The 13,182-nt window shown below is 72.0% G+C and carries 14 protein-coding genes; 1 reads left to right on the top strand and 13 read right to left on the bottom strand.

The window, feature by feature from the left end:
• Window positions 1-157 precede the first annotated feature (157 nt).
• The 10 genes from ABGB05_RS04435 to ABGB05_RS04390 all read right to left on the bottom strand — a co-directional run bounded on the left by ABGB05_RS04435 (window position 158) and on the right by ABGB05_RS04390 (window position 9,709).
• Complete coding sequence (locus tag ABGB05_RS04435; protein ID WP_347651835.1) at window positions 158-466, bottom strand: MerR family transcriptional regulator; 309 nt, start codon at window positions 464-466, stop codon at window positions 158-160.
• A gap of 678 nt (window positions 467-1,144) precedes the next feature.
• The gene (locus tag ABGB05_RS04430) at window positions 1,145-1,795 is read right to left on the bottom strand and encodes a class I SAM-dependent methyltransferase (RefSeq protein ID WP_347651834.1); all 651 of its coding nucleotides are present in this window, start codon (window positions 1,793-1,795) and stop codon (window positions 1,145-1,147) included.
• A 36-nt stretch (window positions 1,796-1,831) separates the two neighbouring features.
• On the bottom strand, window positions 1,832-2,743 hold the full coding sequence (locus tag ABGB05_RS04425) for a hypothetical protein (protein WP_347651833.1): 912 nt from the start codon (window positions 2,741-2,743) through the stop codon (window positions 1,832-1,834).
• Complete coding sequence (locus ABGB05_RS04420; RefSeq protein WP_347651832.1) at window positions 2,740-3,255, bottom strand: SigE family RNA polymerase sigma factor; 516 nt, start codon at window positions 3,253-3,255, stop codon at window positions 2,740-2,742. Before ABGB05_RS04420 ends, ABGB05_RS04425 begins: the two co-directional genes overlap by 4 nt.
• Before the next feature lie 61 nt (window positions 3,256-3,316).
• Window positions 3,317-4,564, bottom strand: coding sequence for a DUF1501 domain-containing protein (locus ABGB05_RS04415; protein ID WP_347651831.1), 1,248 nt, complete (start codon window positions 4,562-4,564; stop codon window positions 3,317-3,319).
• 16 nt (window positions 4,565-4,580) lie between these two features.
• Window positions 4,581-5,915 carry a DUF1800 domain-containing protein gene (locus ABGB05_RS04410; protein ID WP_347651830.1) on the bottom strand — a complete coding sequence of 445 codons (1,335 nt, stop codon included), beginning with the start codon at window positions 5,913-5,915 and terminating at the stop codon, window positions 4,581-4,583.
• Between the two features lie 57 nt (window positions 5,916-5,972).
• Window positions 5,973-6,842 (bottom strand): alpha/beta hydrolase, encoded by an 870-nt coding sequence (locus ABGB05_RS04405; protein WP_347651829.1) that lies wholly within the window; start codon window positions 6,840-6,842, stop codon window positions 5,973-5,975.
• 82 nt (window positions 6,843-6,924) lie between these two features.
• Entirely contained in the window at window positions 6,925-7,488 is a 564-nt protein-coding gene (locus ABGB05_RS04400; protein WP_347651828.1) for a DUF4232 domain-containing protein, read from the bottom strand.
• 35 nt (window positions 7,489-7,523) lie between these two features.
• The gene (locus tag ABGB05_RS04395; protein WP_347651827.1) at window positions 7,524-8,537 is read right to left on the bottom strand and encodes an MBL fold metallo-hydrolase; all 1,014 of its coding nucleotides are present in this window, start codon (window positions 8,535-8,537) and stop codon (window positions 7,524-7,526) included.
• Between the two features lie 290 nt (window positions 8,538-8,827).
• On the bottom strand, window positions 8,828-9,709 hold the full coding sequence (locus ABGB05_RS04390; protein ID WP_347651826.1) for a serine hydrolase: 882 nt from the start codon (window positions 9,707-9,709) through the stop codon (window positions 8,828-8,830).
• Window positions 9,710-9,768: 59 nt separating this feature from the next.
• On the opposite strand from ABGB05_RS04390, the gene ABGB05_RS04385 reads away from it, so the two are divergent.
• Window positions 9,769-10,737, top strand: coding sequence for a LysR family transcriptional regulator (locus ABGB05_RS04385; RefSeq protein WP_347651825.1), 969 nt, complete (start codon window positions 9,769-9,771; stop codon window positions 10,735-10,737).
• Window positions 10,738-11,069: 332 nt separating this feature from the next.
• Here the strand turns inward: ABGB05_RS04385 and ABGB05_RS04380 are convergent, their stop codons facing one another.
• Genes ABGB05_RS04380 through ABGB05_RS04370 form a run of 3 tightly spaced genes read right to left on the bottom strand, consistent with a single transcriptional unit; the run spans window position 11,070 to window position 13,136 of the window.
• Window positions 11,070-11,666 (bottom strand): CGNR zinc finger domain-containing protein, encoded by a 597-nt coding sequence (locus ABGB05_RS04380; protein ID WP_347651824.1) that lies wholly within the window; start codon window positions 11,664-11,666, stop codon window positions 11,070-11,072.
• An 18-nt stretch (window positions 11,667-11,684) separates the two neighbouring features.
• Entirely contained in the window at window positions 11,685-12,869 is a 1,185-nt protein-coding gene (locus ABGB05_RS04375; RefSeq protein WP_347651823.1) for a glutathionylspermidine synthase family protein, read from the bottom strand.
• Window positions 12,870-12,872: 3 nt separating this feature from the next.
• Window positions 12,873-13,136, bottom strand: coding sequence for a hypothetical protein (locus ABGB05_RS04370; protein WP_347651822.1), 264 nt, complete (start codon window positions 13,134-13,136; stop codon window positions 12,873-12,875).
• Window positions 13,137-13,182 lie beyond the last annotated feature (46 nt).

Below are 13,182 nucleotides of genomic sequence, written 5' to 3'. Positions count from 1 at the left end.
CACGGGGTCCCATTGGCGTGCGGAGACGGGCGATTGGCGGGTCGACCTGGCGGGGGGATGACGCCGCTGCCGGTGACGACGAACGGCCCCTGCCCTGACGGGAGGGACCGCGTGTGGTCGCGTAGGCCCGGTCTCTACTGCCTGGGCCGAGGTGTGGTCACTGACTGGTCTGGTTGTGCCGGAGGGCTTCCTCAAGCTGGTCTTCGAGGATGATGATGCGGCAGGCAGCGGCTACGTCGGTGCCCTGGTCGCACATCTCCCGGGCTCGGGCGGCAAGGCGTAGTTGGTAGCGGGAGTAGCGGCGGTGCCCGCCGCTGGAGCGGTACGGAGCGATCAGCTTCGCGTCGCCGAGCCGGCGTAGGAAGTCCGGCGAGCAGCCGATGATCTCCGCGGCGCGGCCCATGGTGTAGGCGGGGTAGTTCTCGTCGTCGAGCACGTCGTCGGGTTGAGCCACATATACCTCCATGACGAGGGCCCCGGTGCCGAAGCGCCGGGGCCCAAGGGTTACAGGTCGAAGACACCATCTACCGACGAGAACGTCGGCTTGTCATATCCACACCCACCCTGCGTGAGGGTTTTGGGTGCGAGGATCGCATAAGCGTGACCGGAGACCACCTTTCGTTCGATGGCAACAACGGTGTCCGCGCCCGGCCCGTCAACGTGCGGCCGGCAGCGGGCGATCCAACGGTGTACGGACCTCCCTTTCCTCTGACTTCCTTCGTGCTGTCCGCCGGCGTCGGAGCCCCACGCGACTTCATGGCCCCGGCACGTGCGACGGAACGGTGTTACCTCCAGGTGGAGCCCTGAACCTGACATTGGCCCCACCACCCTGATCGCCCGGCCCGCAAAATCATGACCGGGGTACTGCGGTACTTCGGTCTTGCGTCACTGCAAGGTGCGTCGTGCTGTACTGCGGTGTTTCTGTTGCCTGGCGGGGCGCTGATCGTTTCCTCGGCCCCGGCTCCCTCGCCCTCGTGCGGGGCGGTCTCGTCCGCGTCTTTGTTGTTCTCTCTCGACGTCAGGAACATTAGTTGCCCGCGTCGAGCATGTCTAGTGCTTCGAGCATAGATTTTGTCGGAGGGCGTAGGTAGGTTCGCCCGGACGGCAGGAGGCGACGGGCCGGAAGGACAGGCCTTCCGCGATCTCAGTCGGGCTTGCGGGCCAGCACGTAACCCTGCACGGTCTTCTCCTCGCCGGCCGGCTCCCGGACGGTTGTCGACCGGGGCTCGAAGCCGGCTTCCCGGAGCAGCTGGCAGATGTCGTCCGGCCGCTGCCGGTACCAGTCGCAGTTGATCGGCTTGCCGAACGCCTCGTCCCGGTGCATCACGTCGTCACCGACCTGGAAGGCCAGCATCAGCTGCCCGCCCGGGGCGAGCACCCGGTGGAACTCGGCGAACACCTCTGGCCGCCGCTCCCACGGCACGTGGATGATCGCGTAGTACGCCAGCAGCCCGCCGAGCGAGGCGTCCGGCAGGTCGAGGGCGAGCATCGAGCCGACCTCGAACCGCAGCTCCGGATAGGTGCGGCGGGCGTAGTCGACCATCCCGGGGGAGAGGTCGACGCCAAACGCGTTCAGTCCCAACTCCTGCAGCACGATGGTCACCCGGCCCGGCCCGCACCCGACATCGGCGACCGGACGGTCGGCGCCGTCGGCGCGGACCAGGTCGGCGAAGAGGCCCAGCAGGGCCCGGTCCACCGGGCTGTCGGCCAGGTGGTTACCGAACATGTCGACGTACTCCTGCACGGTGTTGTCGTACGACTCCCGGGTGGCGGTGAGAAACGGTGGCTCAGACATGGCGGTGCAGCCTAGTCGCCCGGCGGCCCGGAGCCGTCAGGAGATGCCGATCCGGCTCAGCACGTCACGGAACGTCGCCAACGACATCGTGGCACCCTCGGACGGCACGACGTCGAGCAGGTAGACCGTGTCCGCCACCTGCCAGCGCAGCAGAAAACGGTCTCCGCCATACGGATCGATCCTGCCACGCATGCCGGTCACCTCGACGGTGTCCACCGGATCGCCCTCCGGTACCGCAGCCAGGTCGTGGCCGGCCGGATAGCCCCGGATCTTGATGTCCGGCCCACCGGGGCGGGTGTACGACACCGCCCAGGCGCCGGGCGGCCCGAAATCTGCCGGCCTGGGCGAGCTGAACGTCGTCGACACTTCCCACCAGCCGTCCGTCCCACCGGGCACCTCCGGCAGGTCCGCCTCCCGGTACACCGGCCGGTCACCGTTGTCGTACGCGTCCACCAGGTCGCGGCGGGCGAGCGGCTCCGGCAGAGTCACCCGGAGCGGGGTCAGTTTGTCGTCGCCGCAGCCGGTGCCGGTCGGGGAGTCGTCGGTGACCGCGATGGTGACCGCGCCCGTGCCGGGTGAGACGGTCGCCCCGGGCTGCCAGGTCCCCTGGCAGGGCGTGCCGTCGGCGGGCCGCGACACGTAGACGGTGAGCGTCCGGTCGTCGCGGCCCACCCGCGCCATCCACCAGGTGAGCCGGTCGTCCACGGCCACGGCCGGCCCACCCGCCGTCTCCGACCCGGTCCGCCCCGACCGGTCCGACGTGGAGGCGTACCACAGGGTCGGGCCGGCCACCAGCGCCAGCGTCACACCGGCCGCCACCACGGTGCGGCGGGTACGGCGGCGCCGGACCCGGGACCGAAGCCCTGCCAGCGGAGGCCGGCGCAGGTCGTCCGGAATATCGGGAACGGCCTGGTCGAGCAGGCGCGCCAGCGGCTCCTCGGCTCTCATCGCTGCGCCTCCTCGGTCAACAGGGCCCGCAGCGCGGGATCGGACCGGAGCGCGGCGAGCGCCCTGGCGGTGTAGGACTTGACCGTGCCCAGGCTGATGCCGAGGGTGCGGGCGGTCGCCGCCTCGGTCAGGTCGGCGTGGAACCGGAGCATGAGCACCGCCCGCTGCTGACGCGGCAGCCCGCGCAGCGCCACCCGGACCACGTCCCGGACGTCGGCGTCCGCGTGCGGGTCGGCGCCGGATCGCTCGGGGATCCGGTCCGTCGGCACCTCGGCCCGCCAGCGGCGCCGCCACCAGTTCAGATAGGTGGTGGCCAGCATCGCCCGCAGGTAGGCGTCCGGTACACCGTCCCGGACCCGGGGCCATCTGCTGTAGACCCGCGCGAGCACGGTCTGCAGCAGGTCCTCGGCCCGGTGCCAGTCACCGGTCAGCAACCACGCCGAGCGCAGCAGCCGGGGCCAGGCCACCGCCACGTACGCCTCGAAGTCACGTACCGCATCCGAATCGTCCACCACGCCTCCGCACCGTCAACAGGGCGACGGACGCGGATGGTTGCCACCCGGGGCCGGGAATCTATCCGAAGAGCTTTTCCTGCCGGCCCTGCCAACCGTCCAGAACCCGCTCCGGGTCGGCGTCCAGCACCTCCGTCAGCAGCGTCGCGTACACGTCCCGGAAGTCGACGGTGAACTTCAGGTCGCCGTCGTCCAGGTCGGTCAGGCTCGGTTGTTCGCCGTGCAGTCCGCCACGTACCCCGGCGCCGAGCAGGAGGACGTTGGACGCGGTGCCGTGGTCGGTACCGTCCGAGGCGTTGGCCCGGACCCGTCGGCCGAACTCGGAGTAGACCGCGACCACCACCCTGCGGCCCGCCTCGGTACGCGCCATCCGTTCGACGAATCCGGTCAGCGCCCGGTCCAACTGACCCAGCAGCACCGCGTGCAGTTGCTTCTCGTCGGCGTGGCTGTCGAAGCCGCCGAGCGAGACGGAGAAGACCCGGGTCGACACCCCGGCCTCGACACACTGCGCGACCAGGTCCAGTTGCGCCTGCAACGACGTACGGGCACCGCCGGTCGCGGTCGCCGCCGGCCGGTCCTCCGCGTCGTCGGCCTCCCCGGCGTCCTCGGCCGCGTCCCGTACCGCGGCGATCATCTGGTCGACGGAGCGCAGGTCGGCGAAGCACGCCGCCGCCCGGGCCTGGGCCGGTGACTCGCCCGGGCTGCCGGCGGCGAACCCGGCCAGGGTCTCGTCCGGCAGGCCACCCCGCCGGGCCCGCCCGCCCACCGGTACCGAGGCACCGGCGCTCCGCTCCCCGGCCAGCAGCGGCGGCACCGCCGACTCGAACGAGACCGCGAGCCGGGGGTCCCCGCCGACCCCGTCCAGCCAGCGTCCGACCCAGCCGGTCGTCCCGGGCCGCTCGGGAGCGGCGGTCTGCCAGATGTCCATCGAGCGGAAGTGGCTGCGGTCCGGCTTCGGGTAGCCGACCCCACGGACGATTGCCAGCCGCCGCTGACCGTGCAGACCGTGCAGACCGGTCAACGCCGGGTTCAGCCCGACCGCGTCGTCGAGCCGGAGCACCTCGTCCGCCGGGTAGGCCAGCTCGCCCCGGGCGTCGTGGTACGCCGGGTCGGCGTACGGGACGACGGTGTTCAGGCCGTCGTTGCCGCCGTAGAGGGTGACCAGCACGAGCGTGCGTCCGTTCGGGTCCCGGTCGCCCGCCGTGGCCAGCAGGTCGGTGAGGGTGAGCGTGGCGGCGCCGGCGGCCAGCGCGCCCGCGCCCACCACGCCGCTGGCGATCAGGAACCTACGTCGGGTCAGGGTGTCCACGTCTGGCCTCCGGTTGTCAGCTGACGGTGTACTCGGGACTCACCAGGCCGGCCGCGATCAGGCGCTGCGTCCGGCCGGCCAGCGGTGTCAGCGCCGCCCGGCTGCGGTCGGTCCAGGTGTCCACGACCAGGAGCCGGGCCAGCGCGTCGAGCCGGTCCGCCTCCGGTGTCGAGTCGAGTCGCTGGACCGCCGCCGGCGACGCCGCCGCCGCGAACAGTTCGGCCAGCCGCATCCGGGCCTGGAGCGCCGAGGTGGTCAGCCAGGCGGGGCCGGCCGGCCAGCCGCCGACGCTCGGCGGCCGCAACGGCAACTGGTCCATTCCGGACAGTCCCGACAGGAGCTGCCGGCGTTGCTGGTCGGAGAACGCGGACGGCCGTACGCCGAGCTGGCGCATCGCGCCGACCGCCCACTCGACCGGCTGTTTGACCAGGTGCCCCCGGCTCTGCCCGAACGCCGGATCGGTGAAGATCGCCCGCAGCGCGGCGGTGACGTCGACCGGCTTGGCGGTGCCGGTGGCGTCGAGCGGGGCGCCGGTGTCGCCTGCCGGGGCGGCGGGCACCGGCTCGGTGCCGGCGAACCGGAGCCACAGGCGGCCGTGGACGTACCCGGCCGTCTCCGGCCGGGCGGCGAGCAGCCGGGCGTACGAGTCGGCGTCGAATCGGTCGGTCCGGCCGAGGATCGTCTTCGGCCCCCGGTCGTGCCGTTTCGGGTTGAACCCGGCCACGCCGGTGTCCCGGGCCACGGTCCAGCCGGTCAACGCCCGGGCGCCGGCCTTCACGTCGTCCTCGGTGTAGTGGCCGATGCCGAGGGTGAAGAGTTCCATCAGCTCGCGGGCCAGGTTCTCGTTCGGCGCCCGGCGGGTGTTCTTCTCCCCGTCGAGCCAGAGGATCAGCGCGGGATCCCGCACCATCGCGGCGACCAGGCTGTCGAACCCGCCCCGACCGTGCCGGCGCAGGGTGTCGAGCTGGCCCAGCATGAGCTGGGCGGACCTGACCTTCTGCACACTGGTCGCCCAGTGCCCGTGCCAGAAGAAGACGAGTTTCTCGACGAGCTGGTGCTCGGCGGCGACCATCCGGTCCAGCCACCAGTACGTCAACTGTCGCACCTGTTCGGTACGCCGCCGGTTCGCCTGCTGACGCTGTTCCCGGCCCGCCGACCGGTCGAGGGTCGCGCGCGGGTCGGGACCGAGTTGGGGAGCCGGGGTCGCCGCCGCACCATGATCGTCACCGGCCGGGTTGAGCAGCCGGTCGAGGGTGGCGTCGAATCCGGCTCGTACGGCGGCGTCGACCTCGTCGGCGGTCGGGCCGAACGTCGCGCGGCGCAGCAGGTGGGCTGTCAGGTCCCGGGCCATTGTCCGACCATAGGCACCTCTGCCCCAAACCGGCAATTTCCGGGTGCAGGCAGATTGTCAGCCGGCGGCGGCCGGGGGCGCCACCGTGTCGAGGAAGCCGTCGACCGCCCGACGGAACGCGGTCGGCTGTTCGACCCACGGAAAGTGTCCACAGTGCTCGATGGTGGCCAGCTCGCCGGCCGGGAACAGCTCCGCCAACGCCAGCACCGGGGCGAGCCCGGTGACGTAGTCCCGCGCCCCGGCGACCACCAGCACCGGCGCCTCGATCCCGGTCAACCGGTCGGTGAGGTCCTCCGGGGGGTCGACGCTGAAGTACGCCCGGCGGGCCGCCAGCCCGTACTCGGCGTCGGCGGCGTGCGCCCGCTCGGTCTCGCCCCAGGCGGCGTACCCGATCGGGGCGGCCCGTCGCTGCCACTCGTCGAAGTGTTCGTCGTCGATCGTCAGCCCGACGCCCCACGCCTCGATCGCGGCCTCCAGGGCCGGCTCGCCCCGCCGGTCCGCCATCAGCTCCGGGCTGTCCGACGGTACGTCGACCAGCAGCCCGGCCGGCGGGGTGATCAGCACCATCGCGGCGACCCGGCTCGGGAACCGGGTCGCGTAGCCGATCGCCAGCGGGGTGCCGGCCGAGTGCGCGACGAGCAGCACCTGTTCCAGCCCGAGCTGCCCACGCAGCCGGTCCACGTCCTCGGCCTGGCACCACCAGGAGCCGAGTTCCACCGCGGCCGGCTCCGGCGACCGACCCACCCCGCGCAGGTGCGGTACGACCAGCCGGTGCCGGTCGCCGAGTCCGGCCAGGTCACCGAGGTAGCGGGGATGCCGGGCGGGGCCGCCGCCGAGGAGGATCAGCGGCGGTCCGCCGGCGCTCTCCGGCCGGCCCAGCTCGTCGTAGTACAGGGACGTACCGTCGACACCCAGGTAGGTTGGCATCGCGTCACGGTACTCCGTTCGGTGGTCGACCGATCGACCGACCGTGCCGCCGTTACGCGGGCGGGCTGCCAGGCGTTGACCGCTACTCGGCGGGCTGCCAGGCGTTGACCGCGAGCCGGCCGGTGGTGCCGAGGTCTATCCCGCCGTCCGGGGCGACCAGCTGCGCGGGCGTTCCCGGCGCCGGGGCGATCTCCAGAAAGCTGCCGTTGGTCGCGGGCGTGGTCGCCTCGGTGACCGTGTTGCGCCACAGCACCCGGGCCCGGGCCACCTCGCCCGGCGCCAGGACCACCTCCCGGGGTGGTCCGTCGTAGCTGTCCGGTGCGCTGACCGGCGACGACCCGTTGCCGACCGTGACGTCGAGCGGCTGCCGCCGGTCGTCCAGCAACCGGACGACCGGGAAGCCCTGTACCCGGTAGGGGGCGGTGCCGCAGTTGCGCAGCTCGATGCCGAGTGCCCGCAACCCCATCGCCGCGCTCACCTGGCCGGCGCTGATCTGGAAGCCGTCGGCGCAGCTGGCGGTCGGAGTCGGTGCGACGGTCACCGTCGGTTCCGGCACCGGCGGTCGGCTCGGCCCGCCACAGCCGGCCAGCAGTGCGGTCGCGCCGAGCAGTGCGCCGAGCCGGCGCGGTGGGCGGCTGTGCGTCACCTGGAATTCCTCCTCTTCCTGCCGAACCCCGTCGATCAGGAGAACGTGTAGCCGGTCAGGTACTCCGGTACGACGACCCGGGTCCCCGGGGCCACCCGGCGGATCGTCGCGATCATCGCTTCGAGACGCTGGCGGTCGGCCGGCAGGACCGGAGGCGGATTCCGCAGCTCGGTCTCGAAGTTGTCCCAGTGCACCGGTACGACGATCGACGGGTGGTCCAGGGCCTCGAGCAGCCGGGGTACGTACTCGTGGGTCGCGTCACTGGACGCCATCGCGATCATGGCGATGTCGGGGGCCAGCCCGGTCACGTTGCGCTCCACGAAGTCGCTGGCGCCCATGAAGAAGACCCTCGGCCCGTTCCGTACGGACAGCAGGTAGGCGAGGGTGTCGCCCTCGGGCAGGTCGGCGACGGTCGCCGGCTTCGGCGGCTGGCTCAGCCGCAGCCCCGGGATGCCGACCGAGTACGCCGCGTTCCGGCTGTGCAGCGACGAGACCACCTCGACGGAGTAGTCGCCGAACTCGAGCACCTCCCCGCCCTTCACCAGGCCCAGCTGACCCGACGGGACGCCGGAGGCCAGCCCGAGCTGGTACGTCGTCATCGTGCCGATCACCCGCGCCCCGGTTGTCGTCGCGATGTGCGGTACGTCGTTGAAGTGGTCCCAGTGCGAGTGGGTGACCAGCACCGTCTCCGGCCGGCCCACGTGCGCGGCGACGACGTCGGCGGCCACGGTCAGCGGCGTCGCCATGTTCATCCCGCCGTCGAACAGGCCGGTCCGGTAGCGGCTGAGGTACGGGTCGACCAGCACGGTCTTCGCGCCGATGTCGATCCGCCAGCCGGCCGTACCGAACCAGCGGAACGTCGCGGTGCCCCGGCCGGTGGTCCGGCCGGTGGTCCGGCCGGCGGTCGGCGCGGTGCCCCGGGCTGCTGGAGTGACGGGCGCGGCCAGCCCGGGTGTCGCACTGGCCGCGAGGCTGGCCGAGGTCAGCGCGGCGGCGCCGACGGTGGCGGTCCGGAGCAGATTCCGGCGGTCGAGGCGGGATTCGGACATGACGGGTCCTTCCGATCAGGCTCGGCCGGCAGCGGACTGTCGGGCCGAGCGGGTCGAGTGCCGAAACCCAACCACCGGCCGGCCGCCGCCGTCCAAGACCATCCGCCGGCAACACCGATATCGGTACGGATATCAGCCCTGCTCACGGCACTGAACCGACGGTTGGGTCGGTCGGAATCACCCGCTGCCGGCCACCGGTCGACTCCCCGGAGACCCCGCTCCGCGCCGCCTCGCGGCCGTGCACCCGTCCACGCCCGGCGGCCGTGCACCCGTCCACGCCCGGCGGCCGTTCACGGTTCGCGGAGTGCCTCGACGGCGGTCCGGGCGGCCTCGCCCATCGCCAGGTCGACGTCGATCCGACGGGCGTCCAGCCGGCGGGCCCGGGCGAAGACCGCGATCGCGTACCGGCCACCGTCGGGGTACTCGGCGACGCCGGCCTCCATGTGCAGCCCGGGCAGAGTCCCGGTCTTCGCCGACACCCGTACCTGGGGCGGAAAGCCGGACGCGATCCGGGTCCAGAAGAGCTGCCGGGCCATCAGGTTGCGGACCAGGGCACAGGCCGGCGGCGGGCCGGCCTCGTCCCGCCAGACCAGGCCGAGCAGCCGGGTCATCTCCCGGGGGGTGCCGGACGTGGTCGACGCCGGGTCGAACACCCGCAGGGCGCGGATCCGCCGCTCGGACAGGGTCGGGAAGATCCGGGCGAACTCGGCGTCGTCCCGGGCCCCGACGTCGGCGTACATCGACTCCAGCAGCTGCCGTGGCCCGCCGACGATCCGGGTACGGGCCAACCCCAGCTCGGCGGCGAGCAGTGACAGTACGTCCGGCCCGACCCGGCGCAGCAGCAGGTCGGCGGCGCTGTTGTCGGTGACCGACATGGCGAAGTACGCCAGGTCCCGCAGCGACACCTCGATGTCGTCGGCGCAGCCCGCCGTACCCCAGCCGCCCAGCCGGTCCTCGGCCCGGACCAGCACCCGCTCGGTCGGGTCGAGTTGACCGGCCGCGGCCTGTCGGGCGAACTCCAGCACCAGCAGGATCTTGAAGATGGAGGCGAGGACCACCTGTTCGTCGGCCCGGATCGCGACCTCGGCCCCGCCGTCGATCTCGGCCACGTGCAGCTGCGCGTCGACCCCCACCTCGTCGAAAATCCGCTCGATACGTTCCAGAACCGGCACGGAGCCGACAGTAGCGGCCGGCCGGAACCGTCTCATATTCGGACGCATATCCTCGACTGGTGGACCTCGCCCGGCACCTGCGACAGTTTCTCGTCGTCGCGGAAGAACTGCACTTCGGCCGGGCCGCCGAGATCCTGGGCATCGCCCAGCCACCCCTCAGCCAGGCGATCCAGCGGCTCGAACGCGAACTCGGGGTGGAGCTGTTCGACCGGTCCCGTCGCCAGGTCGGCCTGACCCCCGCCGGGCAACTGCTCCTCGCCGAGGCGCCCGCGCTGCTTTCGGCCGAGGAGCGGATCCGGGTCGTGATGCGCAAGGCCGCCGAGGGACAACTCGGTGTGTTGCGGGCAGGCGTACCACCGGAGACCCCGGCTCCCACCCTGCGGGCGCTGCTGACCCGGATGGCGGAGCGGGCGCCCGGACTCGACGTCGACCTTCAGGAGCTGAGCAGCGCCGAACAGCTCCGGATGCTCGCCGAGGCGCGGCTCGACGTCGGGTTGGTCCACCATCCGCTGGAGGCGGCCGACGGACTCCGGACCGGTCCGGCGGTGACGGTCCGCCTCGGGGCGGTGCTGCCACGCGACTCGCCCCTGGCCCAGCTCCGCGAGCTCAACCTGGCCGATTTGGCCGGGCACGACCTGGTCCTGTTCCCGCGCGCCACCGCACCCGGCTGGCACGACGAGGTCCTCGACGTGTGCCGCCGGTACGGGTACACGCCCCGCCGGGTCCGGCACGCCGGCAACCCGGAGTTCCTCCTGGGGCTGGTGCTCGGCCGGCAGTGTGTGGCGTTCGAGCCGGAGTCGACGGCCCGGCGCGAGCCGCGGGTCGCCTGGCGTCCGCTGGCCGAGCCGGTGCTGAACCGGCGGACCTCGGCGGTCTGGCCGGAACGGTCGCCACACCCGGCCGCCTCGGCGTTCGCCGGGGTCGCCGTCGAGATCCTGACCGGTCCCGCCCCGGTGCCCAGCGTGCTGGGCACCATACCGGAGGCGCTCCGTCCCTGGACGATCGTCTACCGCCCGCCCGAGACGTGAGGTCCGCGCGGTACCGGCGCCCACCGGTGACGACCGAGTCCGTTGTGGACTGCGGATTCCCGCCTCGCTGGTCGGTATGTTCGCTGGTAGCGCCGCCGGCGGCGCTGTGCCGTACCGGGTCGGCTACGACAGCGGTGAGGTCCGGACGCACGGCCTGCCCATGGTCAAGGAAGCCGGTACCTGGCGGCCCTTCCCGGGACCGGGCCGCCGTCCGGGCCGGCAGGGCCGGTCGATCGGCCAGCCGGCCAACCCGTTGGCCGGCCGGACGCGGAACGGAGGATGCGGACGGGCCCCGGGACCATCCAGAAACGACGCGACGAGGCCCGTACCGCTCAGCCAACCGGAGCCGGGGTCTTCTCCGCGGCGGTGACCACGTCCGCCTTTGCCTCCAGGTCCGCCTTCGCCTCCACGGCGGCCCGCTTCCGGGCCCGGTGCGCGGCGACGTGCGAACGGGTCGCGCACCGCTCCGAACAGAACCGGCGGCAGCAGTTGGACGAGGTGTCCAGATAGACGTTGCCGCAGCGGTCGTCCGCGCAGACCCCGAACCGGGCGCTGCCGTACTCACAGAGCCAGACCGCCAGACCCCAGACCGCGCCGGCCAGGAACTCGGCGCTGACCGAGGCCCCCCGGCTGGTCACGTGCATGTGCCAGTCCTTGGCGTCATGCCCGGAAATGCGGGGCTGTACCGGATAGCTCTCCAATAGCGAATTCAGTTCGGCCACCGCGTCGGCATCCCGCCCGGAGGAGCCGAATTCGAAGACGTCCCGCAACCGCCGTTGGGCCCGGCGGAAGGCGGCGACATCCCGATCGGTCACCTCATCGCGCATCCAGCCGTGCTCGTCGGTGAAAACGGCCCGCAGATCGTCGAGGTTGTCGAGTCGCGCGTTAACGAGATCAACCCCGGTCCGGGCGTACGCGTCGAAGTTCACCCGACAACCGTAGACGACTCAGGGCTCCCGTGGCGCGTCCACGTAGTGCGGAAGGAACCGTGCGAAGCCATCCGTGATCAAGCTCTGGCTCTCCCGGATGCCCGCTCCGGCGGACTCTCCGTCGACGATCCAACTGCCCATGACCATCCGATTGCCGTCGAACGACGGGAGTGCACGGAATTCCTGGTAACACCAACCCTCGGCACCGTAAATGCCCGGATTATTGATCTCTCCGGCGCCGGTGATGATCCGCACCGATCCGCCCTCCCGGCCCAACAAGGGCTTCGCCACGTATTCCGGCATGCCGTGGGGCGAGTCGAGGTAGGCGGGCAGCAGGTACGGGTGACCGGGATGGAGTTCCCAGAGCACCGCCAACAGCGCCTTGTTGGAGAGCAGCATCTTCCAGGCCGGCTCGATCCAGGTTGTCGGCGTTCCCGGGTCCAGCGCCAACCGTCCGTACGGCTCGGCGACCATCCACTCCCAGGGATAGAGCTTGAAGCAGGTGAGGATCGGGGTGCCGGCGGTGTCGGACGGGTCGGTCCGGGCGACGAACCGCCGCCCGTCCCAGCCGATGCCGAGCATCGGCAGCAGTTCGCTCTTCAACCCCGCCTGCCGGGCGGTCTCGGCGAGGTAGCCGGCGGTCATCTGGTCCTCGCCGGACTCCTCCTCGTCCGACCAGGCCACGTGCACCAGCGGGTCGTGCAGGCCGGCACCGATCCGCCGCCATGCCTCGACGAGTCGCTCGTGGAGGCTGTTCCACTGGTCGAGGGTGGGGTGGACGTCCTCCAGCCAGTACCACTGGATCACCGACGCCTCGACCAGCGCGGTCGGGGTGTCCGCGTTGTATTCCAGCATCTTCGGCGGCCAGCTACCGTCGTACCAGAGGTCGAAACGGCCGTAGAGCGTCGGCGGCTGTTCGTGCAGGGAACGGCGGACCGCCTCGGCGGCCCAGGCCGGGATGCCGAACTCGGCGAACCGGTTCTTCGTCACCACATGTTCGGCGGCGGCCACCGACATCCGGTGCAGTTCCTCGGTCGCCTCCTCCAGCCGGAGGACCTCGTCGAGGTCGAGGGCGTAACAGGCGGTCTCGTCCCAGTACGACATGAAACCGCCGTCCGGCAGTTCGGTCTCGGCGTAGACCAGTCCCTGGCCCCGGACCAGGTCGTGCCAGTCCGGTCGGGGGGTCGAGCTCTCCCGCCGCATCGATCAACCGCCGCAGGAGGCGAGGTGGGTGCCGAATCCGCCCTGGTCCGGTACGGCGGCGGTCGGCTCGGTGCCGGGCCGTCCGAGCCGTGCCTGGACGGTGGGTACGGGGTTGGCGCTGCTGAGCGACCGGGGACGGGTCGACCGGTCGCAGTCGTCATCGTCGTCGCCCACCTGATTGCAGGCGGTGAGGGTGAGCGCGAGGGCGGTGAGCGCGCCCAGTTGCACGCTCGTGGACCGGAGGCGGCGTCGCGACACTGTTTCCACGAGATCGTTGTAGCGGATCGGCGCCACCCCGGACACCCCGGGCGTC

The sequence above is a fragment of the Plantactinospora sp. B5E13 genome (assembly GCF_039871775.1).
Lineage (GTDB): Bacteria > Actinomycetota > Actinomycetes > Mycobacteriales > Micromonosporaceae > Plantactinospora.
Note: the sequence above shows the minus strand (reverse complement) of the source record. Positions and strands in the feature narration are given on the sequence as shown.